Annotated in this window: 25 protein-coding genes; 9 read left to right on the top strand and 16 right to left on the bottom strand. The window is 67.4% G+C overall.

All coding sequences use genetic code 11. From position 1 onward, the window contains the following. The first annotated feature begins 13 nt into the window (after positions 1–13). The 4 genes from TBD_RS10835 to TBD_RS10820 all read left to right on the top strand — a co-directional run bounded on the left by TBD_RS10835 (position 14) and on the right by TBD_RS10820 (position 2379). Complete coding sequence (locus TBD_RS10835; RefSeq protein WP_041432711.1) at positions 14–772, top strand: Mut7-C RNAse domain-containing protein; 759 nt, start codon at positions 14–16, stop codon at positions 770–772. Positions 773–820: 48 nt separating this feature from the next. Continuing rightward, positions 821–1294, top strand: a complete 474-nt coding sequence (locus TBD_RS10830; RefSeq protein WP_041432710.1) for a c-type cytochrome — start codon at positions 821–823, stop codon at positions 1292–1294. A 71-nt stretch (positions 1295–1365) separates the two neighbouring features. Continuing rightward, positions 1366–1761 carry a DUF302 domain-containing protein gene (locus tag TBD_RS10825; protein ID WP_011312668.1) on the top strand — a complete coding sequence of 132 codons (396 nt, stop codon included), beginning with the start codon at positions 1366–1368 and terminating at the stop codon, positions 1759–1761. A 132-nt stretch (positions 1762–1893) separates the two neighbouring features. Continuing rightward, positions 1894–2379 (top strand): hypothetical protein, encoded by a 486-nt coding sequence (locus tag TBD_RS10820; protein ID WP_011312667.1) that lies wholly within the window; start codon positions 1894–1896, stop codon positions 2377–2379. A 46-nt stretch (positions 2380–2425) separates the two neighbouring features. On the opposite strand, the gene TBD_RS10815 is transcribed toward TBD_RS10820, so the two are convergent. The 7 genes from TBD_RS10815 to pmbA all read right to left on the bottom strand — a co-directional run bounded on the left by TBD_RS10815 (position 2426) and on the right by pmbA (position 9437). Then, on the bottom strand, positions 2426–2740 hold the full coding sequence (locus tag TBD_RS10815) for a DUF2288 domain-containing protein (RefSeq protein ID WP_011312666.1): 315 nt from the start codon (positions 2738–2740) through the stop codon (positions 2426–2428). Positions 2741–2766: 26 nt separating this feature from the next. Next, complete coding sequence (locus tag TBD_RS10810) at positions 2767–5058, bottom strand: YgiQ family radical SAM protein (protein WP_011312665.1); 2292 nt, start codon at positions 5056–5058, stop codon at positions 2767–2769. Positions 5059–5111: 53 nt separating this feature from the next. After that, positions 5112–5438: an FKBP-type peptidyl-prolyl cis-trans isomerase gene (locus tag TBD_RS10805; protein ID WP_011312664.1), complete on the bottom strand. Its 327-nt coding sequence runs from the start codon at positions 5436–5438 to the stop codon at positions 5112–5114. Positions 5439–5549: 111 nt separating this feature from the next. Beyond that, positions 5550–6944 carry a TRAP transporter large permease gene (locus tag TBD_RS10800; protein WP_011312663.1) on the bottom strand — a complete coding sequence of 465 codons (1395 nt, stop codon included), beginning with the start codon at positions 6942–6944 and terminating at the stop codon, positions 5550–5552. Positions 6945–6948: 4 nt separating this feature from the next. Then, complete coding sequence (locus TBD_RS10795) at positions 6949–7488, bottom strand: TRAP transporter small permease subunit (protein ID WP_011312662.1); 540 nt, start codon at positions 7486–7488, stop codon at positions 6949–6951. Continuing rightward, complete coding sequence (locus TBD_RS10790) at positions 7485–8096, bottom strand: arylesterase (RefSeq protein WP_011312661.1); 612 nt, start codon at positions 8094–8096, stop codon at positions 7485–7487. Before TBD_RS10790 ends, TBD_RS10795 begins: the two co-directional genes overlap by 4 nt. Beyond that, a complete protein-coding gene (gene pmbA, locus TBD_RS10785) occupies positions 8097–9437 on the bottom strand; it encodes a metalloprotease PmbA (protein ID WP_011312660.1) in 1341 nt (446 codons plus the stop codon). Positions 9438–9534: 97 nt separating this feature from the next. Here pmbA and yjgA point away from each other — a divergent pair, with 97 nt between their 5' ends. The 3 genes from yjgA to TBD_RS10770 all read left to right on the top strand — a co-directional run bounded on the left by yjgA (position 9535) and on the right by TBD_RS10770 (position 14446). Continuing rightward, positions 9535–10065, top strand: a complete 531-nt coding sequence (yjgA, locus tag TBD_RS10780; protein ID WP_011312659.1) for a ribosome biogenesis factor YjgA — start codon at positions 9535–9537, stop codon at positions 10063–10065. 6 nt (positions 10066–10071) lie between these two features. After that, positions 10072–13581, top strand: a complete 3510-nt coding sequence (locus TBD_RS10775; protein WP_011312658.1) for a DUF748 domain-containing protein — start codon at positions 10072–10074, stop codon at positions 13579–13581. Positions 13582–13645: 64 nt separating this feature from the next. Beyond that, positions 13646–14446 (top strand): hypothetical protein, encoded by an 801-nt coding sequence (locus TBD_RS10770; RefSeq protein ID WP_011312657.1) that lies wholly within the window; start codon positions 13646–13648, stop codon positions 14444–14446. Here the strand turns inward: TBD_RS10770 and TBD_RS10765 are convergent. Both TBD_RS10765 and mog read right to left on the bottom strand, forming a co-directional pair. Then, positions 14432–15154, bottom strand: coding sequence for an EI24 domain-containing protein (locus TBD_RS10765; RefSeq protein ID WP_011312656.1), 723 nt, complete (start codon positions 15152–15154; stop codon positions 14432–14434). The genes TBD_RS10770 and TBD_RS10765 overlap by 15 nt on opposite strands. Continuing rightward, positions 15151–15705, bottom strand: coding sequence for a molybdopterin adenylyltransferase (gene mog, locus TBD_RS10760; protein WP_011312655.1), 555 nt, complete (start codon positions 15703–15705; stop codon positions 15151–15153). Before mog ends, TBD_RS10765 begins: the two co-directional genes overlap by 4 nt. 73 nt (positions 15706–15778) lie before the next feature. On the opposite strand from mog, the gene TBD_RS10755 reads away from it, so the two are divergent. Both TBD_RS10755 and TBD_RS10750 read left to right on the top strand, forming a co-directional pair. Then, positions 15779–16270 (top strand): thioredoxin family protein, encoded by a 492-nt coding sequence (locus TBD_RS10755; protein WP_011312654.1) that lies wholly within the window; start codon positions 15779–15781, stop codon positions 16268–16270. After that, positions 16267–17478, top strand: a complete 1212-nt coding sequence (locus TBD_RS10750) for a hypothetical protein (RefSeq protein ID WP_011312653.1) — start codon at positions 16267–16269, stop codon at positions 17476–17478. The genes TBD_RS10755 and TBD_RS10750 overlap by 4 nt, the downstream gene beginning before the upstream one ends. 20 nt (positions 17479–17498) lie before the next feature. On the opposite strand, the gene TBD_RS10745 is transcribed toward TBD_RS10750, so the two are convergent. The 7 genes from TBD_RS10745 to TBD_RS10715 all read right to left on the bottom strand — a co-directional run bounded on the left by TBD_RS10745 (position 17499) and on the right by TBD_RS10715 (position 23696). After that, positions 17499–18470, bottom strand: a complete 972-nt coding sequence (locus TBD_RS10745) for a magnesium and cobalt transport protein CorA (protein WP_011312652.1) — start codon at positions 18468–18470, stop codon at positions 17499–17501. A gap of 60 nt (positions 18471–18530) precedes the next feature. Continuing rightward, positions 18531–19625: a glycosyltransferase gene (locus TBD_RS10740; protein WP_011312651.1), complete on the bottom strand. Its 1095-nt coding sequence runs from the start codon at positions 19623–19625 to the stop codon at positions 18531–18533. Continuing rightward, positions 19622–20995 (bottom strand): phosphomannomutase/phosphoglucomutase, encoded by a 1374-nt coding sequence (locus TBD_RS10735; RefSeq protein WP_011312650.1) that lies wholly within the window; start codon positions 20993–20995, stop codon positions 19622–19624. Before TBD_RS10735 ends, TBD_RS10740 begins: the two co-directional genes overlap by 4 nt. Positions 20996–21026: 31 nt before the next feature. Next, positions 21027–22004: a YheT family hydrolase gene (locus TBD_RS10730; RefSeq protein ID WP_011312649.1), complete on the bottom strand. Its 978-nt coding sequence runs from the start codon at positions 22002–22004 to the stop codon at positions 21027–21029. Positions 22005–22030: 26 nt separating this feature from the next. After that, a complete protein-coding gene (locus TBD_RS10725) occupies positions 22031–22462 on the bottom strand; it encodes a nuclear transport factor 2 family protein (protein ID WP_011312648.1) in 432 nt (143 codons plus the stop codon). A gap of 64 nt (positions 22463–22526) precedes the next feature. Then, a complete protein-coding gene (locus tag TBD_RS10720) occupies positions 22527–22763 on the bottom strand; it encodes a zinc-finger domain-containing protein (protein WP_011312647.1) in 237 nt (78 codons plus the stop codon). 9 nt (positions 22764–22772) lie between these two features. Further along, complete coding sequence (locus TBD_RS10715) at positions 22773–23696, bottom strand: branched-chain amino acid transaminase (RefSeq protein WP_011312646.1); 924 nt, start codon at positions 23694–23696, stop codon at positions 22773–22775. Between the last annotated feature and the right edge of the window lie 9 nt (positions 23697–23705).

Below are 23705 nucleotides of genomic sequence, written 5' to 3'. Positions count from 1 at the left end.
CATTCGCGCGCGCATGGTCATCGCCACCTTCCGCTTCTACGAAGAACTGAACGATTTTCTCGCACCGGACCGCCGCAAGCGGGAATTCACCGTGCCCTGCGCGCGGGCGGCGACGACCAAACACATGATCGAGGCGCTCGGGGTGCCGCACACCGAAGTCGAGCTGATCCTGGTCAACGGCGAGTCGGCGGGTTTCGACCGTCGTCTGCAGGATGGCGACCGGGTCGCCGTCTATCCGCGCTTCGAGGCAATGGACGTCTCGCCGCTGCTGCGGGTCCGCGAGCGTCCGTTGCGCGAGACGCGTTTCGTCGCCGACGCGCACCTCGGCGGGCTCGCCCACATGCTGCGCATGCTCGGCTTCGATACGCTGTACGACAATCATTTTCACGACGACGCGATCGTTGCGATCTGCGAACACGACGGCCGCATCGTGCTGACGCGCGACCGCGAACTGCTCAAGCGGCGCAGCGTCACCCACGGCTGCTACATCCATGCGCTGAAATCCGAGGCCCAGTTGCGCGAAGTCGTCGCGCGCCTCGATCTTGCGCGCAGTGCGCGGCCGTTCACGCGCTGCCTGCACTGCAACGTGCCGCTGCGCACGGTCGACAAGGCGAGCGTGCTCGACCGCCTGCCGCCTAAGGTGCGCGAGCACTACGCGCATTTTCCCACCTGCGACAGCTGTGGCCGCATCTACTGGGCGGGCTCCCACTGGCGCAACATGCGCCGCCTGCTCGACGACGTGCTGAGCGGTGAACGGGACAGCGGAACTTAGCGCGCGATGCGACCTCTCTCCCTCCTCCCGGCAAAAGAAAAAAAGCCCATGAAGACCGTAACACCGACGATACTCGCGAGCCTGATCGGCGCGCTCGTCCTCGCAGGATGCGAGGAGGGCGCGAGTCCATTGCCTGGACTGCAGAGCGACACCGCGCCGGTCGTGCGCGATCTCGACGCGCAGCAGGTCGCGCGCGGGCGTGCGGTCTACGCCAAGCATTGCATGGAATGTCACGGCGAAAACGGCAAGGGCCAGCCCGGCGACTGGCGCATTCGCGACGCGCAAGGCCGCTTCCCGCCGCCGCCGCTCGACGACAGCGCGCACGCCTGGCATCACCCGACGGCCGTGCTGCTCGAAGTCATCCGCGAGGGCAGCCCGGGCGGGCAGGGCAACATGCCGGCGTGGAAGGGAACGCTCAGCGAACAGGAGATGCAGGACGTCGTCACCTACATCAAGTCGCTCTGGTCGGACGAGGTCTACGGCCTGTGGTGGCAGATGGAGCAGCAGTCCCTGGAACCCTGAAGACCGTCGGCCCCGGCGCGACCCGGCGTCGTAAAATGACGGCATCCAAATCAATCGAACAGGAGCAAGACATGAGCGAATACGGATTCGACACCCAGATCAGCGGACCCTTCGACGCGGCCGTGGAAAAGGTCACCGCCGCCCTCAAGACCGAAGGCTTCGGCGTGCTGACCGACATCGACGTGAAGGCGACGATGAAGGCCAAGCTCAACGTCGAAGGCCGGCCCTATCGGATTCTCGGCGCCTGCAACCCGCCGCTCGCGCATCAGGCGATCAGCGCCGAGCCCGACGTCGGCATGCTGCTGCCCTGCAACGTCGTCGTGCGCGAAGAAGCCGACGGCAAGGTGACCGTGTCCTTCCTCGATCCGGGGATCATGGTCAAGTTCGTTTCCAATCCCGCGGTCCAGAACGTTGCGAACGAAGCACGCGCGCGCCTCGTGCGGGTCAAGGACAGCCTCGCTGCCTGAGCCCACGACGCTGGCCCCGACACAAAGCCCGCGATTGCGGGCTTTTTTCGCCTGCCGCGTTCTCGGTGTTAAGCCGTATTTAAGTTTCGCCGGCTAACTTCTGCATTCCGCTCGCCCCGAAAGGAAGACTCGATGAAAACGACACTCACGGTCCTGCTGTCCGCCTTCGCTCTGGCCGCGTCCACCGGCGTTCACGCCGCCGAACGTGCCGATCACCCTCATCATGGCGAGGGCGGCGCAGACGTGCAGAAGCTCGAGCTTAATGCAGGCAGGAAATGGGCGACCGATGCGCCGCTGCGGCAGGCGATGAGTGACATCAACCGGGCGATGACCGAGGCCGTGCCGCTGATCCGCAAGGACCAGCTCGATGCCGCGGCGTACCAGGCACTCGCGGCGACGGTCAAACAGAAGGTGGCCTACGCGGTCGAGCACTGCAAGCTCGAGCCCAGGGCCGACGCGATGCTCCATGTCTTGCTCGCAGACCTGATGGCCGGCGCCGAGGCGATGGAAGGGAAGACCGGCCATCCGCGCCGTGAGGGTGCGCTCCAAGTGCTGCAGGCGCTGGACGCCTACGGGCGCTATTTCCAGCACGCGGGCTGGCAGGCGCCGCCCCGCTGAAATCAGGCTGTCGTCCTTGGGGCGAGCTGGTCGACGATACACCGGCCTAGGAATCCAGTTCCTTCGCCGCTTCCTGGACCAGCACCCAGGGCGCGACGACGACGGCCCAGAATCTCGGCTGGCGCGCGTGCCAGTCTTCGGCGTCTGCAAGCTCGGCGCGGGCGACGCGGCCGTCCTCGAGCCAGGCCTGGATCGCAGCGGCGTTGTTTTCGGCGAACTGCAGCGCCGCGTCGACGAGGTCCGTTCCGGGCGCGATCTTGACGACGACGCCGCGGGCGAAGTGGCGCTCGAGTTCGGGCCACGCGAGCTGAGCGGTTTCGAGATTGAGTTTGGCGCGGAGGATTTCGCTCGGGCTCGTCATGTCGGATCGGGGGACTGGCAAAGAACTCAGCGCGACTTGCCGCCACCGCGCCGCTGGCTCAGCGGATGCTTGGGCACCTGCGGCGGCCGTCCGCGGCTGGCGGGCGCGGGCTTGCCGGCGCTCGGTTTGCTGGCGCTCGTGTTGACCGCAGCGGCCTTGTTTGCCGCGGGCTTGCCGGCGCCGGCCTTCGATCCGTGGGCTTGGCCCGACGCCGCGCGCGCCGCACAGGGACTGCGCGCGCCCTCGGGCTGTCGGCCCGTGCCGGCAGGTTGGTAGAGCGGGATCAGGTGTTTCTTGCCGTTGCCGATCAGGTCTTCGCGCCCCATGTCCTTGAGCGCCTGGCGCAGCAGCGGCCAGTTGTCGGGATCGTGGTAACGCAGAAAGGCCTTGTGCAGGCGCCGCGTACGGCCCTGGCGCACGACCGGCACGGTCTCGGCCTTGCCGCCGAGCACCTTTTTCAGCGGGTTCTTTTCGGTGTGATACATCGCCGTCGCGAGCGCCATCGGCGTCGGCAGGAAGGTCTGCACCTGATCGAGACGGAAGTCGTGCTTCTTCAGCCACAGCGCGAGGTTCAGCATGTCCTCGTCGGTCGTTCCCGGGTGCGCCGCGATGAAGTAAGGGATCAGGTACTGCTTCTTGCCGACCGCCTTCGACGCGGCTTCGAACATGTCCTTGAAGCGCTCGTAGGCGCCCATGCCGGGCTTCATCATCTTCGACAGCGGGCCGGCTTCGGTGTGCTCGGGCGCGATCTTGAGATAGCCGCCGACGTGGTGCTGCACCAGTTCCTTGACGTATTCCGGCGAGCGCACGGCGAGGTCGTATCGGAGGCCCGAGCTGATCTGGATCTTCTTGATGCCGGGAACCGCGCGCGCACGCCGATACATCTGGATCAGCGGCGTGTGGTCGGTGGTCATGTTCTCGCAGATGTCCGGGAACACGCACGACAGGCGGCGGCAGGACTGCTCGATCTGCTTGGACTTGCACGCCATGCGGTACATGTTCGCGGTCGGTCCGCCGAGGTCGGAAATGACGCCCGTGAAGCCCGGCGTCTTGTCGCGGATCGCCTCGATCTCGCGGATCACCGAATCTTCCGAACGGCTCTGGATGATGCGCCCCTCGTGTTCGGTGATCGAGCAGAAGGTGCAGCCGCCGAAGCAGCCGCGCATGATGTTGATCGAGAAGCGGATCATCTCCCACGCCGGGATCTTGGCGTCGCCGTAGCTCGGATGCGGCGCGCGTGCGTAGGGCAGGTCGTAGACCGCGTCCATCTCGGGCGTGGTCAGCGGAATCGGCGGCGGGTTGAGCCAGACGTCGCGCTCGCCGTGGCCCTGACGCAGCGCGCGCGCGTTGCCGGGGTTCGATTCAAGATGGAATACGCGCGACGCGTGCGCGTAGAGCGCGGGATTGTTCCTGACCTGGTCGTAGTCGGGCAGACGGATGACCGTGCGCGCGCGCAACTCCTGGCGTGCAGCGAGGCGCTCGGCCTTCGGCACGATGCGCACCGGCGCCGTTTTGATTGAAGCGGTGCCTTCGGGTGTCTGCGCGGTGGGGCCGGCCGGTGTCATCGCGTAGGGATCGACGTGGGCGTCGATCGCGCCCGGCGTGTCGAGCTCGGTCGAGAGGACCTCGATCCATGCCTCGTCCGGTTTCCAGTCGCGCGCCACCATGAAGCCGGTCCCACGCACGTCGCGGATGTCGGCGATGTTTTCGCCCTTGGCGAGACGATGCGAGATGTCGAGCAAGGCCCGCTCGGCGTTGCCGAAGATCAGCAGATCGGCCTTGGAGTCCGGCAGGACCGAGCGACGTACGGTGTCGGACCAGTAGTCGTAGTGCGCGATGCGGCGCAGGCTCGCCTCGATCGAGCCGATGATGACCGGCGTACCCGGGAAGGCTTCGCGGCAGCGCTGCGCGTAGACCGTGACGGCACGGTCGGGCCGCTTGTTCGGCTCGGCATTGGCCGTGTACGCGTCGTCCGAGCGGATCTTGCGGTCCGACGTGTAGCGGTTGACCATCGAGTCCATGTTGCCGGCCGTGACGCCGAAATACAGCGTCGGCTGGCCGAGCACGCGGAAGGCGTCGGCCGAGTGCCAGTCGGGCTGGCTGATGATGCCGACACGGTAGCCCTGGGCTTCGAGCAGTCGGCCGACCAGCGCCATGCCGAAGCTCGGGTGGTCGATGTAGGCGTCGCCGGCGACGAGAATCACGTCGCAGGCGTCCCAGCCGAGCGCGGCCATCTCGGCGCGCGACATCGGCAGGAAGGGCGCGGTGCCGAAGCGCGCGGCCCAGTGCTTGCGGTGGGAAAAAAGTGCGTTCGTCATGCTCGAAGGTTCGGCGGGGTACGGCTCGATCCCGGCGGGCGCCGGGACGGACTTCAGTTCACGCCGAGCAGCTCGACCTCGAACACGAGCGTCGCGTTCGGCGGGATCACGCCGCCTGCGCCGCGCGCGCCGTAGCCGAGGTTCGGCGGGATCGTGAGCTTGCGCTTGCCGCCGATCTGCATGCCGGCGACGCCCTGGTCCCAGCCGGCGATGACCTGGCCGGCACCGAGCTTGAATTCGAACGGGTCGCCGCGGTCGACGCTGGAGTCGAACTTCTGGCCGTTGGTGAGCCAGCCGGTGTAGTGCACCGAGACGAATTGGCCGGGGGTCGCGGTGTCGCCGTTGCCGACGACGAGATCTTCGATGACGAGTTCGCTCATGGATTCAGTCCTGGAGTAGTGGAGTCGGATCGACGCGCGTATGACCGAGCGCGCGTGAAGCCGTTCATTTTCTCACGGTTCCGGGGCGAAACGTCAGGTCGTGCGCAGCGCTCAGCGCCACTCGGCGGGGAGATAGTTGGCGTCGGGGTCGACGTCGATCGGGATCTCGCGCACGCTGCTCGCGTCGCCCGCCACGTCGCGCAGGACGATCTGCGGGAAACCCAGGACGACGGCGACCATCAGGAGCTGGATGACGAGAAACGGAATCGCGCCGCGGTAGATGTCGCCGGTGCGGACCGCCTTCGGCGCGACGCTCTTGAGGTAGAACAGCGCGAAGCCGAAGGGCGGATGCATGAACGCGGTCTGCATGTTGACCGCGAGCATGACACCGAACCAGATCGGGTCGATGCCGAGCTTGGCGGCGACCGGGCCGACGAGCGGGACGACGATGAAGGCGATCTCGAAAAAGTCGAGAAAGAACGCGAGCACGAACACCAGCAGGTTGACGACGATGAGAAAGCCGAGGACGCCGCCGGGCAGCTGGGCGAAGACGTGCTCGACCGCGGCGTCGCCGTCGAGCCCGCGGAAAACGAGCGTGAATATCGTCGAGCCGATCAGGATGAAGATGACGAAGGTCGTGAGCCGGGTGGTGCTGTCGACGGCTTGGGTGAGCTGCAGCCGCGTCAGGCGTCCGCGCGCCGCGGCGAGGGCGAGCGCGCCGACCGCACCCATCGCGCCGCCTTCGGTCGGCGTCGCGACGCCGAGAAAAATCGTGCCGAGCACGAGGAAGATGAGCACCAGCGGCGGCAGCAGCGTGGTGAGCACGCGCAGCGCGAGCGCCGATCCGCGCAGCGTACGCGCCGACGTCGGCACTGCGGGGGCGGCGTGCGGGCGCAGCAGGCTCACGCCGAACACGTAGGCCAGATAGGCCGCGACGAGGACGAGCCCCGGGACCAGCGCACCTTTGTACATGGCGCCGACCGAAGTCCCGAGCTGGTCGGCCAGCACGATCAGGACCAGCGATGGCGGAATGATTTGCGCGAGCGTGCCCGACGCCGCGATGACGCCCGCGGCGAGCCGTTTGTCGTAGCCGTAGCGCAGCATCACGGGCAGCGAGATCAGCCCCATCGCGATCACGGTCGCGGCGACGACGCCGGTCGTCGCGGCGAGCAGGCCGCCGACCAGGACCACCGCGTAGGCGAGGCCGCCGCGCGCCGAGCCGAACAGCTGGCCGACCGTATCGAGCAGGTCCTCGGCCATGCCCGAGCGCTCAAGGATCAACCCCATCAGGGCGAAGAACGGTATCGCGAGCAGCGTCGGATTGGCGACGATGCCGTAGACGCGCTCAGGCAAGGCGTGCAGCAGCGACAGGTCGAAGAGGCCGGCGGCGATGCCGATCGCGGCGAAGAGCAGACCGTTCGCCGCGAGCGCGAACGCGACCGGATAGCCGATCAGCAGAAAGGCGACGAGCCCGACGAACATCAGCGGTACGAGGATCTCGGTCACGTCGTCACACCTCCTCGTCGGGCGCTTCCGCGGGCATCACGAGATCGCCGCGCAGCACGCCGACGCGCTTGATGATTTCGGCGATACCCTGCAGCGCGAGCAGCGCGAAGCCGAGCGGCAAGAGCAGCTTGACCGGCCAGCGCACGAGGCCGCCGGCGTCGGGCGACAATTCGCGCGTCGTCCAGGCTTCGTGGAACATCGGCCAGGACAGCCAGGCGAGCAGCACGGCCATCGGCAGCAGGAACAGCCCGCCGCCGGCGAGATCGATCCAGGCGCGGCCGCGCGCGCCGCAGCGGTTGTAGAAGATGTCGATGCGCACGTGGCCGTTGTGCTTGAGCGTGTAGCCGGCGCCGAGCATGAACATTGCGCCGAAGAGATACCACTGGATTTCGAGCCAGGCGTTCGAACTCTCGCCGGCGAGGTGACGCACCAGCGCATTGCCGGCGGAAATGAGCGTGGCCACGAGAACCAGCCAGATCACGATGCGCCCGACGCGTTCGGTCAGTGCGTCGATCCGGCCGGCCAGCGCAAGCAGCGTTTTCATAGCGCGCCGGCGTCGTCGAGAAAATCGGCCAGCTGCTCGGCGACGACGCGATAGCCGGCGGCGTTGGCGTGAATCGGGTCGGCCTTCAGGCGGTTGTCGCGGAGCACGGCGTCGAAGGCGTCGTCCTCGAGCGGCAGCTTCAGGTCGTCCGCGACGCGCGCATAGAACGCGGGCGGTCGGCCGAAGAGTGTGGGCGCCGGGACCGCGATCAGCATCACCTCGGCGCCGCTCGCACGGATCGACGCGACAAGGCGGCGCAGGTTGTTTTCGGTGTCGGCTTCGGGCTGTTTTCGAAGCATGTCGTTGCCGCCGAGGCAGAGCAGAACGAGACGAGGCCGGTGTTGATCGAGCACCGCGGGCAGGCGTTGCAGGGCAGATGCCGTCGTGTCGCCCGGAACGCCGGCATTGACGACGGTACGGCCGGTGAGCGTGGCGAGCACTGCGGGGTAGGCGGTTTCACGGCTCGCGCCGGTACCGAAGGTGAGGCTGTCACCGAAGGCGACGATGACGTCGTCGGGGCCGAGCTTGGGCAGGGTCGGTGCCCGTTCGCAGCCGACGACGAGGAAGACGGCAACGAGCGCAGCGAGCGATCGCCGGGCTGCCGACATTCAGTTGCCGGCCACCGTCATGCGGTCGATGAGGATCGACCCCACCTGCTTGGAGCCGCGGCGCTCGACGTCGCGTCCGATCGCGACGATGCCCTTGAACATCTGCTTGAGATTGCCGGCGATCGTGATTTCCTCGACCGGATACTGGATCTCGCCGTTCTCGACCCAGAAGCCGGCGGCGCCGCGCGAGTAATCGCCGGTCACCATGTTGGCGCCCTGGCCGAGCAGTTCGGTGACGAGCAGACCCGTGCCCATTTTCTTCAGAAGGCCGTCGAGATCGAGTTCGCCCGGCGCGACGACCAGATTGTGGCTGCCGCCCGCATTGCCGGTCGTCGTCATACCGAGCTTGCGCGCCGAATAGCTCGACAGGAAATAGCCCTGCACGACGCCGTCCCGGACGATGTCGCGCTCGATGCAGGCGACGCCTTCGCTGTCGAACGGCGCGCTGCCGAGGCCAGCCGGAAGGAAAGGCACCTCGCGGATGTTCACGAGCGGCGCGAAGACCTCGGTGCCGAGGCTGTCGAGCAGGAAGGAAGATTTGCGATACAGGCTGCCGCCCGAGACCGCCGCGACGAAGTTACCGATCAGGCCGGTCGCGATCGGCGCTTCGAATACGACCGGGCAGCTGCGGGTATCGAGCTTGCGGCCGTTGAGCCGGCGCACCGTGCGCGCACCGGCGACGCGACCGACCGCCTCGGCGGACTCGAGGTCGGCGGGATTGCGCGCGCTGCTGTACCAATAGTCGCGCTGCATCGCGCCTTTGTCCTCGCCGATCACCGCGACCGAAACGCCGTGGCGTGAGCCGGCGTAGCCGTTGCAGAAGCCGAGGCTGTTGGCATAGATGAAATGCGAGGCGTGGGTCGAGACGCCCGCGCCTTCCGAATTGGTGAGGCGCTTGTCTACCGCGAGCGCGGCGGCCTCGCAGGCACGCGCGGTCTCGGCCGCTTCTTCGACCGTGAGCGTCCACGGATGGTAGAGGTCGAGGTCGGGTACGTCGGTCGCGAGCCGGTCGGCGTCGGGCAGGCCGGCCGCGTCGTCCTCGGCGGTGTAGCGCGCGATCGTCAGCGCCTTTTCGACCGCGCTTTTCAGCGCCGATTCCGACAGATCGGAGGTCGACGCGTGGCCGCGGCGCTGGCCGATGTAGACCGTCACGCCCGCGCCTTTGTCCTTGTTGTATTCGATCGTCTCGATTTCGCCCTGGCGCACGCTGACGTTCTGGCCCACGCCTTCCGAGATCTCGGTGTCGGCCGCGGTCGCCCCCTTGGCGACGGCGTGCTCGATGACCATGCGGGAGAGGGTAATGAGCTGGTCACGGGTATAGCTGAACTGTGAGCGGGACATGGTCGGCTGGTCGGAAGTGGGAGGTATGCGCCTGCGCAGCGCGTTCGTCGGGGCAGAAACTACAATATCGATAATAACAGCAACCGAAAGACCCGCCGTGCGCCTCATAGACCCCGATGCCGATCTGGAATTCGATCCCGATTCCGTCTACGACGGCCCGAGCAAGAGCCAGAAAAAACGCGAGGTCGAGGCCTTGCAGGATCTCGGCAACGAACTCGTCAAGCTGCCCGACGCGCAGTTCAAGCGCATCGAATTGCCGGAGGAATTGCGCGAAGCGGTCGCCGCGTGTCGGAAGATCACGCAGAACAGCGCGCTCAGGCGGCAACGGCAATATATCGGCAAGCTCATGCGCGGCATCGATCCTGCGCCGATCCAGGCGCAGCTCGACGCGTTCAAGGGCGTCTCCGCAACCGAGAACGCCAAGCTCCATCAGGCCGAGAAGTGGCGCGACAGGCTGATCGCGGACAACGAGGCGCTGACGATTTTCCTCGACAGCTACCCCGAGACTGACGCGACGCGCCTGCGCCAGCTCATACGCAATGCGCGGGACGAGGCCGCGCGCAACAAGCCGCCGAAGGCTTTCCGCGAAATCTTTCGCGTGATCCGCGAGGCCATGCAGGCGGGCTGAACCGGCATGGCCGCCGTGCGCGAACGACTCAGGAAAATCGCACTGAGCCTGCCGACGCTGATCGTCGCCGGGCTGTTCGTCCTTTACCTCGTGACCGGGTTCTTTCTCGTCGACCCGCTGGCGCAGAAGCTTTTGCCATGGATCGGTGAGGACAAGCTCGCGAGCCGGCTCAGCGCACGCCGGGTCACGTTCAATCCGCTCACGCTCGAGGCGACCGTCGAGGGCTTGAAGCTCGCCGAGAAAAGCGGCGCACCGCTCGCGAGCTTCGAGCGGCTCTACCTCGATCTCGACAGTACCGGCCTGTTCCGCTGGGCCTGGCGCATCCGCGACATCGATCTCGTGCAGCCGCACGCGACGGTCGAAGTGCGGCGCGGCGGCACGCTCAACTGGGCCGCGCTGATCGCCAGACTCCGTGAGGACGAGAAGCCTCCCTCCGAGACCATGGTGCGGCTGCTGGTCGACCACATCCGGATCGCCGACGGGCGTGTCGCCTACCGCGACGCCAATCGCGCGGGCGAACCGTTCACCGCGCTGCTGGAACCGCTCGGCATCGAACTCGACGGCCTGTCCACGCTGCCCGAGGACCGCGGTGCGTATCTGCTCGCCGCGCGGCTTCCGGCGCAGGGCGGCACGGTCAAGTGGAAAGGCGACCTCGCGCTGAACCCGCTCGCCTCGCGCGGCGAGATCGGGCTCGAGGGCGTGCGGCTGGCAAAGCTGCTGAGCGTGGTCAAGAGCCCGCGCAATTTCGATCTACCGTCGGGCACGCTCGCAGCCAGCCTGCGCTACCGCTTCGCCATGGTGCAAAACGCTGCCGGCGACGACGCGCCCTGGGTGCGGGTCGACGGTGCGAATCTCGTCGTGCGGGATCTGACGCTTGCGCCACGCGACGGCGGCGTGCCCGCGCTGCAACTCGCCGAGGCCCGCGTCGCCGACGCGAACTTCGATCTGGCGACGCGCGCCATTCAGGTCGCGCGCATCAGCCTCGACGGCGCCAAGCTCGCGGCCACCCGCGATGCCCGCGGGGTGCTCGACTGGCAGGCCTTGTTCGGGCCGGCCCCCGAGGCGGCGCCGCGGCCGGCCGCAGCCAAGCCCGCAGCACCTGCCCCGCCGTGGAAGATCGGCGTGCGTGAAATCAAGCTCAGCGGCTGGGGCGCACGCTTCACCGACCAAGGCTTCGTGACGCCGCTGGTCGTGACGGCCGAGGGCTTTGGTCTCACCGCCGCGCTGACCGGCGAAGTCGGCGCCAAAAACGCCGTCGACATCGGCCCCGTCGCCGCCGCGCTCGGGCCGGTACGCATTCTGTCCGGCTCGCAGCAGGTGGCCGAGCTGCGGCACGCGGCGCTCGTCAACGCAGGCGTGCATCTGGCGGACCAGCGCATCGACATCGAGGCGCTCGAACTGAACGCCGCGCGGACCACGGTCAGCCTCGACCGGAAGAAACGTCTCAACTGGGCCGATATCCTCGAGCGCAAGCCGCCCGCGCCGAGCGCGTCCGTTCCGACCGCCGCCGCGACCGCCGCGGATACGGAACAAGTCAAGGAAAAGGCCACGCCCATGGCCCTACACCTCGGACGGCTCGGCCTGAACGACATCGCGGTCGAAGTCGTCGACCGCTCGCCGCCCACGCCGGTCAGGCTCGACGTCGCCGAGGGCTTCGTCACGTTCGAGGATCTCAGTCTCGACATGGACAAGGCCGTTCCGCTGGAGGCGGGTTTTGCGCTCAGGCAGGGCGGTCGGGTCGCTGCCAGCGGCACAGTGATCCCGGCCGCGGGATCGGGCCGCATCGACGTGAGACTGAGCGGACTGTCGCTCGAACCGCTGGCGCCCTACGTCAACCAGCTCGCCTTCCTGCACCTGCGCTCGGGCGATGTCTCGACGCGCGGCAAGCTCGTTTTCTCGCGCGCGGCCGACGGGACCAAGCTTGCTTACCGCGGCGGATTCGCGGTCGACGACCTGGCCGTCACCGAGGAGGAAACCGAGGAGGCCTTCGTCGGCTGGCGCAAGCTCTCGTCTGACAGCCTCGACCTTCGGCTCAACCCTAACCGGCTGCACATGAACGAACTGGTCGCGCTGAACCCCTTCGGCAAGGTCATCATCTTCGAGGACGCCACGATGAATTTGCAGCGCATCGTGCGCGCGTCGAAAGCGAGCAAGCCCGCGCCGAAGGCGAAGCCCGCCGCTTCCACGCCCCAGGGTGAGAGTTTTCCGTTGTCGGTCGGTCGCCTGCGCATCACCGGCGCCAACGCCGAGTTCGCCGACCTCTCGTTGACGCCGCAGTTCGGCACGGTCATGCACGACCTCGGCGGCGTCGTCACCGGGCTTTCGAACGACCCCGCGACCACGGCGCAGGTCGAGCTCGACGGCAAGGTCGACGACTACGGCTCGGCCCGCGTGCGCGGCGTGATCCAGCCGTTCAGGGCGACCGACTTCACCGACCTGACGCTGAGCTTCCGCAACCTCGAAATGACGCGGATGACGTCATATTCGGGCAAGTTCGCCGGGCGCAAGATCGATTCCGGCAAACTGTCGGTCGATCTCGAATACAAGATCAAGGATCGCCAGCTCACCGGGCAGAACAAGTTCGTCGTCAACACGCTCAAGCTCGGCGAGCGCGTCGACAGCCCCAACGCGATCCGGCTTCCGCTCGATCTCGCGATCGCGCTGCTCGAGGACAGCAACGGCGTCATCGACCTCGACCTTCCGGTGTCGGGCAGCCTCGACGACCCGCAGTTCAGCTACGGCAAGATCGTCTGGAAGGCGCTGGTCAACGTCCTGACCCGTATCGTCACGGCCCCCTTCCGCGCGCTCGGCAAGCTCCTGGGCGTGAGCGCGGAAAAGCTCGAAGCCGTCGGTTTCGATCCGGGTAGCAGCGTGCTGTTGCCGCCCGAGCAGGAAAAGCTGAAAACGCTGGTCGAGGCGCTGGCGAAGCGTCCCGCGCTGGGGCTGACGCTCGAGCCCGGCTACGATCCCGAGGCCGACCGCCGTGCGCGGCAAGAGCAGGCGATGCGCGCCGACGCACTGGCGGCCGCCGGCATCAAACTCGCGCCGGGTGAGGCGCCCGGCCCGGTCGACGTCAACAATTTCAGGATCCAGACCTGGCTCGAAGACCGTTACGCCGAAAGCGCAGGCAAGGACGCCTACCGGAAACTGCGCGCGAGCTTCCAGGACAAGAACGTCGGCGCCGCTGCGCGCGTGCTCGAAAGCCAACTCGTCGAGCGCCTCGGTCGCCGCTTCAAGACGCGCGACACCGGCCCGCTCTCGCCGTTCCATGCCGAGCTGCTCGAGCGCCTGACGCGGCAGGTCGAGATTCCGGACGCAGCCCTCGTCGAGCTCGCGCAGGCGCGCGGCGAGGCCGTGCGCGCCGCGCTCGTCGCGCAGGGACTCGACGCGGGACGCCTCGCCGTCGCCGCGCCCTCCACGCAGGCGGCCGCCGACCAGCGCGTTCCGAGCAAGATGAATCTCGATGCCAGGCGCGTGCGGGCGCCCGAGGCCGCGCCTGCCGCGGCCGCGCCTTGAGTCCGGCTCAAGAACTGGACGCGGGCGCCGTCAAGGACAGACTCTCCTCTCAGCCCGCATCGCCATGACGTTTCGCCGCATTCGCCTCCTCGGCGTGCTCGGCGTGCTCGTCGCGGCGGGCGTGCTCACCTGGCAGGAGCAGAGCATGGTGCGCGGCTGGCGGGCGCCGCTCGACGTGGTCGTGATTCCGATCAACGGCGACGGCTCGCACGACGCGGCGCAGACGATCCGCGCGCTGCAGGCGAGCGACTTCGCCGACGTCGGCGCCTTCCTCGAACGCGAGGCGGCGCGCTACGGCGCGCAGCTGTCACCCGCCGTGCAGCTCCGCCTGCTTCCGGAACTGCATGCCAAGCCGCCCACGCCACCGCCGGACGGCAACCTGTTGAAGACCATGTGGTGGAGCCTCTCGCTGCGCTGGTGGGCCTACCGCCACGCCGGCGGAGGGCTGCCGCAGCTCGGCACGATCCGCTTGTTCGTGCTCTATCACACGCCCGAGGAAGGCATCGCGCTGGCGCACTCGCTCGGCATCCAGAAGGGCTTGATCGGGGTCGTCCACGCTTTCGCCGATCCCCGACAGACGCGGCAGAACAACATCGTCCTTGCCCATGAACTGCTGCACACGCTCGGCGCCAGCGACAAGTACGACGCCGAAGGCAGGCCCGTCTACCCGCAAGGCTACGCCGATCCTGATCTCCCTGCGCTGCAGCCGCGGCTGCGCGCGGAGATCATGGCGGGACGACTGGTGAATGGGTCGGGCCGGGTAGTCATGCCGGAGAGCCTCGAACAATGCGTGATCGGCGCGCTGACCGCGCACGAAATCAATCTTGATGCGGCATTCAGGCGGCGCTATTCAACCGGGCCCTGACGCGCGCAGCGCGCGGATGCGCGCGAGGCCGAAATGGATGAAGGCGAGCGCGGCGAATACCGGCGCGAGCAGATTGAGCACCGGCACGAACTGGAACAGCCCGGTTAGCAGACCGAGCCCCCACCAGCCGGCACGCTCGCGCCGGAACAGCAGCGCCATCTCGTCGCGGCTCGCGTGGTCGGCGACCGCGTCGTAACGGAACAGCCGCTGGTTCAGATAGGCCGCGGCGATGAAAGGCACGATCACGCCGACGCCGACCAGCCACAGCGGCAAGCTCGCGACCCATAGGCCGGCGAACAGCAGCAGCGCGACGAGCGCGTTCCACAGGCTGCCGACGAAGCCGCCGCCGCGTTCGCGGGCGAGTTCGGGAAAATGCCGTTCCGCGACGAGCGCGACGAGTGCCGGCATCGCGAAGATCGCGGTGATGACGAGCGCCGTGAGCAAGACCAGCGGAATGAAGACGAGCAGGTAGGCGATGACCTGGAGTCCGTGCGCGATCCACTGCGGCTGCAGCTCGGTCAACCAGGTATCGATCCCACTCCACACGAGAGCCTCGGCGATCCAGCCCGAGAAGGTTTCCCAGAACGCCACGCCGAGCCCGAGCCATAGCAGGGTCGCGACCAGGATCGGCCAGACGATGATCCAGAGCACACGCAGGCTGAACAGATCGCGCAACGCGCCCGCGGCCGCCGCAATAACCGTGCTCATGCTGGCGGCCGCAGCGCCGACTTCGGGCGGAACACCGCGACCGTGCCGGGCCGAGCTTCGAGATAGGGGCCGCCTATGAGGTCGACGCAATAGGGGACTGCGGCGAAGACGCCGTCGAGCGTTTCCTTGATCGCCTTGGGCTGCCCCGGCAGATTGAGGATCAGGCTCGCGCCACGCGTGACGCCGACCTGGCGCGAGAGGATCGCGGTCGGCACGTATTTGAGCGACACCGCGCGCATGGCTTCGCCGAAACCGGGCAATACCTTGTGCGCGACGGCCAGCGTCGCTTCGGGCGTCACGTCGCGCGGCGCCGGGCCGGTGCCGCCGGTGGTCAGAATCAGCGAACAGCGTTCGCCGTCGGCGAGTTCGATCAGCACGGCCTCGATGCGCTCCTGCTCGTCGGGGATCAGGCGCGTGACGAATTCGACGGGATTGGCGAGCACCTCGCCCAGCCAGGTCTGCAACGCGGGCAGCCCCTGGTCTTCGTAAATGCCGCTGCTGGCGCGGTCGCTGATCGAGACCAGACCGACACGGACGGAATCGTGGTTCATATGGTCAAAAAGGAGGGTTGCGGGAGGGCTTCAATCTAGCAGAATGGGGGCGACACTGCCGCGGGAGTCAAAAATGAGGCTGACGAGAATTCTTCTGATGGTGGGCTTGTTGTGGAGCGGCGCGAGCTTCGCTGATCCGCCGCGCGGCTATCCCTTCCTCGGCTACGACGCAGGGCTCAAGGCCGCGCGCGAAAGCGGCAAGCCGATATTCCTCTACTTCGGGCGCTATGGCTGCGCGTGGTGTGACCACACCAACAAGAAGACGTTTTCCGACGCGGCGCTGAAAAAGCTCTACATGCAGAACTACGTGCTCGTGTACGTCGACGCCGAGTCCGGGAAGCGCCTGACGCTGCCGAGCGGCGAGCGCATCACCGAGGCCGAACTCGGCGTGCGGTTGCAGGCCTTCGCCACGCCGCTCTTCGTCTACCTCACGCCCGCGGGCGACAAGATCGTGCAGATACCCGGCTTCAAGACCGTGCAGGACTTCCGCGACTACGACCGCTACGTGCGCGGCGGTCATTACAAGGACCAGACGCTGATGGAATTCCTCGGCGCCAAGTCGTGAGGGCGGCCGCGGCATGGCTTCTTGCGCTGCTCGCGTTCCCCGTGCAGGCGGAGTGGGAATGGAGTGAGCCCGTCACGCTCGGCACGGCCCGCGGAGCTGCCTCCTTCCCCCATCTCGAGTCGGCGAACCGCCGCGGCGTCGCGGTGTCGGGCGACAGCGTCGGCGTCGCGTGGGAAGACAGCCGCGACGGCACGCCGCACTGTTACCTCGCGCTGAAGCCGCTGGCCGCCCCGGCCTTCGACGCGGAAACGCGTCTCAGCGCCGCGGAATGCTACACGCCGGTGCTGATCGCCGTGAACGGCGGCCGTTTCGTCGCGGCTTGGGAAGAGGGAGGGCGCGTCTACGCACGCGTGCTGCCCGACGGCGAACGGATCGCGCTCAGCACGAGCGACGCGGGACAGGTCACGCTCGCGTCACGCGCCGACCATGTCTATGCAGCGTGGGCCGAACAGGCGGGTCGCTTCCGCCGTATCGTCGTGGCGCGGCTCGAGGTGAAGGAGAACACCGTCACCGTGAACACGGCGAAGCCAGTCGAGGCGAGACCGCCGGCGAACGAACAGGGCTGGCCGGCGCTGGCCGTGCGCGACGGCGGCGGCGTCACGGTCGCTTGGGAAGACCGGCGCTATCGTCACACTGTGCCGATGGTGAGCCATAGCCGCGACGGACGCAGCTTCGCCACCCCGGTCCGGCTCACCGACCACAAGAGCGGCGCGGTCAACGGCCTCGGCGCCGGCACCGGCGCGATGCGGCCGACGCTCACGGTCTGGAAGCGCAACCGCGTCGCCGCGGTGTGGCTCGACAAGCGCGACTTCCTTTCCGGATACGACGTCTACGCCGCTTTCGATTCCGGCAAACGCCGCTTCGGCCGCAACGTCCAGGTGCAGGACGGTTTCGGCGACAACATGGCGCAATGGCACGCGCAGGCCGTCGGCGACGACGACGGGCGCCTGCTCGTGCTATGGGACGACGCACGCGACGGCACGCCCGACGTCTGGCTCGCGGAATGGAACGGCAAGTCCTTCGGCGACAACGTCGCGGTGCCAGGGGCGTCGGGTCCCGGGGCGCAGACCGACCCGGTCGCGACGCTCGACGCGCAGGGGCGCCTGCACGTGGTGTGGCTCGAGCAGGACGAGGCCAAGGGTGCACGTATCCGCTATGCCAGGGGGACGCCACGCCATCTTGAGTCGAGCCGCGCCGTTGGACGGTAGATCCGGCGTCGGCGCCGATCCTATATCCAGCCGCGGCGCTTGAGCCGCCGATACAGCACGACTGCCGCAGCCCCCGTGCCGAGGAGCAGGGCCGGGTAGGCCCAGGGCCATTCGAGTTCGGGCATGTGGCGGAAATTCATGCCGTAGAGACTGAAGATCACCGTCGGCAGGGCGAGCAACGCGCCCCAGCCCGCGAGCTTCTGCACTGACTCGTTCTGCTGCAGCGAGAGCGACGCGAGGTGGAACTGCATCGCGTCCGAGGCCGAATTGCGCAAGTGGCCGATCGCCGCGGAGATGCGTGCCGCGTGGTCATGCACGTCGCGGTAATAGGCCTTGAGTTCGCGCACGACGAATTCGGGATGCAGGCGGATGAGGTCCTGCGTGATGTCCTGCACCGGGTCGACCGCGTCGCGCAGTTGCGTCAGGTCGCGCTTCAGCGCATAGAGGTGCTCGAGATTGCCGCGGCGCAGTTCGCCGCCGACGAGGACGCTCTCGACCGACTGGAAACGCTCGTGCAGCCCGTCCATGACCGGTTTCAATTGATCGACGATGAGGTCGAGCACGAGATATAGCGCGTAGGGCGCGCCGGGACGGATGCCGTTCTTCGGCGCACGCAGTCGTTCGGCGACGCGGGTGTAGTTGCTGCCGGCGCCGTGGCGGATCGCGATGACGAAATTGGCGCCGGCGAAGACGTGGGTTTCGCCGATCTCGATCCGCGTCTGCCAGAGCTGGACCGTGCGCACGGCGATGAACAGGTGTTCGCCGTATTCCTCGAGCTTGGGCCGCTGGTGCGTCGAGATCGCATCCTCGAGCGCGAGTTCGTGCAGGCCGAACTCGTCGCCGAGCTTGGCCACCGTATGCACGTCGGGAGATTTGAGCTCGACCCAGAGAAAACGCTCGGGATCGCCGACGTGGTCGCTGATGTCCTCGAACGCGATCGATTGCACCTTGCCGTCGTGGAAGAGCAGGCAGTCGATGATGGCACTCCTCACCTAAGGATGATGAGCCTGAATTCTAGACGCCGTATCGCGCGCCCGTGGCGCCGCGCCGTGTCAGGCGGCTGAAACGCCGCGGCGCAGATCGGTGTAGAGCCCGACGTACGCGTCGACGATCGCTGGCTCGGAATAGTGCCGGTGCACTTCGTCGTAGCCCGCCTCGACGAGGCGCGACCTCACCGGTCCCTCGAGCGCGAGTGCGGCAGCGAGAATGTCGGCGAGGCCAGCTGGGTCGCCGAGCGGCGCGAGCAGGCCGTTCACGCCGTCGCGCACGAGTTCGAGCGGACCCTGAGCGCGGGTCGAGACTAGCGGTACACGATTGGCCCAGGCTTCGAGGATGACGTTGCCGAGCGGCTCGTGAACCGACGCGCAGACAAAGACGTCGGCCAATTGATAATAAGGGGCGGGGTCGTTCTGCCAGCCGGTCCAGTGCACACGCGGCGCGATGTCGAGGCTGCGTGCGAGTTCCTCCAGCTCCCCGCGCAGCGGGCCGTCGCCGACCATGAGCAGATGCAGCGGCGCGCCGCCGCGCGTTGCCGGCAGGCGCGCGAAGGCGCGCAGCAGGTCTGCCCAGCCCTTGTTGGGATGCAGCCGGCCGAGTCCCAGGAGCACGCGGCAACCCTCGAGGCCAAGCGCCCGGCGCCGCGCGTCGATTGCGTCGGACTTGAGGCGGCCCGGCGTGTCGACGAAGTTGCCGATGTAGTGCACGCGCCCGGCGGGCAGATTGCCGGCGGCCAGGTAGTCGCGAATGCCGAGCGTGTTGCCGACCCAGGCATGGGCGTGGCGATAGCCCTTCAACTGGTAGTAGCCGCCCAGCCTTGCGAGGTGGACGGGCGCCCGGCCCACAGGCAGGCGGACGATGCGCGTCGCGCGCCCCATGTAGGTCTGCACGACGTCGGGATGGAAGGCTGCAATCGCGCGCGCGATCTTCCAGCGCGAGTAGCGGTCCCAGAACGCGAACATCGGGGCATGGAACTGCCGTACCGCGGGATCGAGCGCACGCGCGATTTCGCCGCCGGCGACGGTCACCGCCGCGACCGGCTCACCGCGTCGCGCCAGCGCGTTCACCAGGCGGACGAAAAAGCGCTCGGCGCCGCCGAGCCGCTTGCCGCCGATGACGTGGAGGCTGCGCGGCCTGTCGTTCGCGCTCAAAACGGAAGGCTGAGCGACGGTGCGGCCTCGTGGATGACGCGCCGGAAGTCGGCCTGTATGCGCTCGAGTGCCTGGGTATTGTCGGCTTCGAAGCGCAGCACGACGACCGGCGTGGTGTTGGACGGGCGGGCGAGGCCGAAGCCGTCGGCGTATTCGACGCGCAGGCCGTCGAGCGTGATGACTTCCTGCGCGTCGGGGAATTTCGCGGTTTTCTGCAGCCGCTCCATCAGCGCGTAGTGCTCGCCCTCGGCCATCTTGATGTTGAGTTCGGGCGTGTTCACGGTGTCGGGCAGGCCGTGCAGCGTGGCGTTGATGTCGGCCTGCTTCGACAGGTATTCGAGCAGGCGTGCCCCGGCATAGAGGCCGTCGTCGAAGCCGAACCAGCGTTCCTTGAAGAACACGTGGCCCGACATTTCGCCGGCGAGCAGCGCGCCGGTCTCCTTCATCTTGGCCTTGATGAAGCTGTGGCCGGTTTTCCACAGCGTGGGTTTGCCGCCGCGCGCGCGGATCCAGTCGAACAGCTTGCGCGTCGATTTCACGTCGAAAATGATTTCGGCGCCTGGATTGCGGCTCAGCACGTCGTCGGCGAACAGCATCAGCTGGCGGTCGGGGAAGATGATGCTGCCGTCCTTGGTGACGACGCCAAGGCGGTCGCCGTCGCCGTCGAAGGCGAGGCCGATCTCGGCGTCGCTCGTCTTCAGTGCAGAAATCAGGTCCTGCAGGTTTTTCGGCTGAGAAGGGTCGGGGTGGTGATTGGGGAAGTTGCCGTCGACCTCGCAGAAGAGTTCCTCGACCTCGCATCCCATGTCGCGGTAGAGCTTGGGCACGAACGCGCCGGGCACGCCGTTGCCGCAGTCGACGATGATCTTCATCGGACGCGCGAGCTTGACGTCGGAGACGATGCGCGCGAGATACTCGCCCGCGATGTCATGCTCGCGGTAGCCGCCTTCGCCGTGGGCAAGATTGCCGTCGACGAGGCGCTGGCGCAGCGCCTGGATCGTGGCGCCGGAGAGCGTCTCGCCGCCGAGCACCATTTTCAGGCCGTTGTAGTCGGGCGGATTATGGCTGCCGGTGACCATTACTGCGCTGTTCGTGCCGAGCTGGTAGGCGGCGAAGTAAGTCATCGGCGTCGCGACCATGCCGAGGTCGACCACGCCGATGCCGGCCTTGCGGATGCCGCGCGCCAGCGCAGCGGCGAGATCGGGCCCCGAGAGACGGCCGTCGCGGCCGATGCAGATTTCCTTCTGGCCGCGGGCGGCGGCTTCCGAGCCGATGGCATGACCGATGGCCTCGACGATTTCAGGCGTGAAGGTCTTGCCGACGATGCCGCGAATGTCGTAGGCCTTGAAGATTTCCTTGGGGTATTCCACAGCGCGCTCCTTGATCTCAGAGGGATCGATTCTAACCGCGCCCTGCTTCGAAGTGCCGCATCAGGCGACGCGTGAGCCAGCCGAGCCGGCCTGGGAAGGGGCCCTGCGGAAAGGCGACGTGGCCTCCGGCTGCGGGCTGTTCGAGCGTGACCGCCGGTGCGACCTCCGCGGGGGCGGGCAAGGCCGCGTGCGGCAGGAAGGGATCGTTCCTCGTGTTGATCACGAGCGTGGGCACTGCGATCGCTCGCAGGAAAGGTTTAGCCGAGACCCGCAGCCAGTAGTCGTCGGCGTCGCGAAAGCCATGCAGGCGCGCGGTCACCAGCGTGTCGAATTCGCGGAACGTGGTCGCCGCGGCGACCGCGGATGCGTCGAGCAGGCCGGGAAAACGCCGCGCCTTGTCGAGCGCCTTGCGCTTCAGTGTCGCGAGAAAGCGCGCGGTGTAGACGCGGCGATTGAAGCCGCGGTCGAGCGCGCGGCCTGCGGCGATCAGGTCGAGCGGCGCGGAAACACTCGCGGCCCGTGTGACCAGCGCGGCTGCAGCGGCGCCCGTCTCGCCCAGCCACTTGAGCAAGGCGTTGCCGCCGAGCGAGACGCCGACGGCATAGAGTGGCGCGTCGGGGTGGTGCGACTTGACGTGCCGCAGCACGTGTTCGATGTCCGCGCTGTCGCCCGCGAAATAGGCGCGCGGCAGGCGGTTGTCCTCGCCCGAGCAGCCGCGGAAATGCGCAACAGCCCCGGTCCAGCCGCGCCGGCCGAGCTCCGCCATCAGGTCGCGCGCGTAAGGGCTTTCGGCGTTGCCCTCGAGACCGTGAAACAGCACGAGCGCCGGCTGCCCGGCGACGCCGTCGACCCAGTCGAAGTCGAGAAAGTCGCCGTCGGCGAGCTCGAGCCGATCGCGGCGATAGACGACCGGCGGCACGCGAATGAAGAGGCTCGCGTAAATCGTCTGCAGATGGCCGCCGGGCAGCCACCACGGCGCGCGGTAGGGCGGGTCGCCGGCGCTGCGCATTGCCGGCCGCCGGCAAAGCCCGCTGGTTAGTGGAATACGACGGGCGGCGTGTCGGCGCCGGCCTTCGCGCCGACCTGCAAGGGCGACGCGTGATGGAGGACCATGCGCCAGCCGTCGGCTTCGCGTCGATAGACGTTGGTCGCGAGAATCGCCGGGCGCGGCGCCGTCTCGTCGCCGATGGTGAGGAATTCGTCGACGATGCGGATCACGTGGTCGGCTTGGCGTATTTCGTGGACCGCCTTCACCTGCAGGCGGAAGCGTCCCGCGGCGCCGAACATGCTTCGCCAGCCCGCCGCCACCGCCGCGCGCCCATTGAGCGGCGCGGCAAGCGGGTGTATGCAGGCGACGTGGTCGTCACGTGCCCAGACCGCCATCATGTCGTCGAGCGACCGCGCTTCGAAGGCGGCGTAGAAAGCCTCTTCGGCGGCTTCGGGGGTGGGGAAGACAGGTTCGGACATAGGTCTGTAATGCTAGGAAAAACCGCTCGCCGCTTCAACCGCGACCGGATCGGTCGCGGCAAGGCTAATGACGGCTGCCGCTCGGTTTGCCTTTCAGACGGTAGAGCGTGCCACAGTACGGGCAGAGCGCATCGCCGCGCACTTCGATCGGCAGGTAGACGCGGGGGTGCGCGCTCCAGTCGGCGTGCTGCGGCATCGGGCAGTGCAGCGGCAGATCGCTTTCGCTGACTTCGATCACGCGCTGGGTGTTGTTCGCTTTGCCATCAGGGCGTTCGAGGTTGTCGTCACGCGGCTCGCTCATGAGGCCTCCCTACGCTACCGGCGTGAGCCAGTCGAGGTGATTGGCTGCGCGGCCGTGCACGCAATCGAAGTACATCGATTGCAGGCGTTCCGTGACCGGGCCCCGGCTACCGGAACCGATCGTGCGGTTGTCCAGCTCGCGGATCGGCGTGACTTCGGCAGCCGTGCCGGTGAAGAACGCCTCGTCCGCGATATAGACCTCGTCGCGCGTGATGCGCTTTTCGATCACCGTGAGGCCGATTTCCTCGGCGAGCTGGATGATCGTGTCACGCGTGAGGCCGACGAGCGCGGAGCTCGGGTCGGGCGTATAGAGCTTGCCGTCGCGCACGATGAAGATGTTCTCGCCGGAGCCTTCGGAGACGAAGCCGTCGACGTCGAGCAGCAGCGCCTCGTCGTAGCCGTCCATCTCGGCTTCCTTGTGCGCGAGGATCGAGTTCATGTAGTTGCCGTTGGCCTTGGCCTTGCACATCGTCACGTTGGAGTGGTGACGCGTGAACGAGCTCGTCTTCACGCGGATTCCGTTTTCGAGAGCCTCCTTGCCGAGGTAGGTGCCCCAGGGCCAGGCGGCGACGATCACGTGCACCGAAAGATTCTTCGCCGAAATGCCCATCGCCTCCGAGCCGAAGAACGCCATCGGCCGCAGGTAGCCCGACTCGAGCTTGTTCTCGCGCACGACCATGCGCTGCGCTTCCGAAAGCGTCGCCGCGTCGAAAGGCAGTTTCATGCCGAGGATATGCGCCGAGTTGAAGAGGCGCTTGGTGTGCTCGTCCAGGCGGAAGATCGCCGTGCCCTGTTCGGCCTTGTAGGCGCGCACGCCCTCGAAGACACCCATGCCGTAGTGCAGGGTATGGGTGAGGACGTGGGTGGTAGCGTCGCGCCATGGTACGAGTTTGCCGTCGTACCATATGACGCCGTCGCGGTCGGCCATGGACATGGTGAGAAG

The organism is Thiobacillus denitrificans ATCC 25259 (assembly GCF_000012745.1).
GTDB lineage: Bacteria > Pseudomonadota > Gammaproteobacteria > Burkholderiales > Thiobacillaceae > Thiobacillus > Thiobacillus denitrificans_B.
The sequence above is the reverse complement of the archived record's forward strand: the minus strand, read 5'-3'. Positions and strand labels throughout refer to the sequence as shown.

Coding starts and splice junctions, on each gene's coding strand:
- TBD_RS10835 (WP_041432711.1), top strand. CDS start 14: ATGGTCATCGCCACCTTCCGCTTCTACGAAGAACTGAACGATTTTCTC.
- TBD_RS10830 (WP_041432710.1), top strand. CDS start 821: ATGAAGACCGTAACACCGACGATACTCGCGAGCCTGATCGGCGCGCTC.
- TBD_RS10825 (WP_011312668.1), top strand. CDS start 1,366: ATGAGCGAATACGGATTCGACACCCAGATCAGCGGACCCTTCGACGCG.
- TBD_RS10820 (WP_011312667.1), top strand. CDS start 1,894: ATGAAAACGACACTCACGGTCCTGCTGTCCGCCTTCGCTCTGGCCGCG.
- TBD_RS10815 (WP_011312666.1), bottom strand. CDS start 2,740: ATGACGAGCCCGAGCGAAATCCTCCGCGCCAAACTCAATCTCGAAACC.
- TBD_RS10810 (WP_011312665.1), bottom strand. CDS start 5,058: ATGACGAACGCACTTTTTTCCCACCGCAAGCACTGGGCCGCGCGCTTC.
- TBD_RS10805 (WP_011312664.1), bottom strand. CDS start 5,438: ATGAGCGAACTCGTCATCGAAGATCTCGTCGTCGGCAACGGCGACACC.
- TBD_RS10795 (WP_011312662.1), bottom strand. CDS start 7,488: ATGAAAACGCTGCTTGCGCTGGCCGGCCGGATCGACGCACTGACCGAA.
- TBD_RS10790 (WP_011312661.1), bottom strand. CDS start 8,096: ATGTCGGCAGCCCGGCGATCGCTCGCTGCGCTCGTTGCCGTCTTCCTC.
- pmbA (WP_011312660.1), bottom strand. CDS start 9,437: ATGTCCCGCTCACAGTTCAGCTATACCCGTGACCAGCTCATTACCCTC.
- TBD_RS10775 (WP_011312658.1), top strand. CDS start 10,072: ATGGCCGCCGTGCGCGAACGACTCAGGAAAATCGCACTGAGCCTGCCG.
- TBD_RS10770 (WP_011312657.1), top strand. CDS start 13,646: ATGACGTTTCGCCGCATTCGCCTCCTCGGCGTGCTCGGCGTGCTCGTC.
- TBD_RS10765 (WP_011312656.1), bottom strand. CDS start 15,154: ATGAGCACGGTTATTGCGGCGGCCGCGGGCGCGTTGCGCGATCTGTTC.
- mog (WP_011312655.1), bottom strand. CDS start 15,705: ATGAACCACGATTCCGTCCGTGTCGGTCTGGTCTCGATCAGCGACCGC.
- TBD_RS10755 (WP_011312654.1), top strand. CDS start 15,779: ATGAGGCTGACGAGAATTCTTCTGATGGTGGGCTTGTTGTGGAGCGGC.
- TBD_RS10730 (WP_011312649.1), bottom strand. CDS start 22,004: ATGCGCAGCGCCGGCGACCCGCCCTACCGCGCGCCGTGGTGGCTGCCC.
- TBD_RS10725 (WP_011312648.1), bottom strand. CDS start 22,462: ATGTCCGAACCTGTCTTCCCCACCCCCGAAGCCGCCGAAGAGGCTTTC.
- TBD_RS10720 (WP_011312647.1), bottom strand. CDS start 22,763: ATGAGCGAGCCGCGTGACGACAACCTCGAACGCCCTGATGGCAAAGCG.
- TBD_RS10715 (WP_011312646.1), bottom strand. CDS start 23,696: ATGTCCATGGCCGACCGCGACGGCGTCATATGGTACGACGGCAAACTC.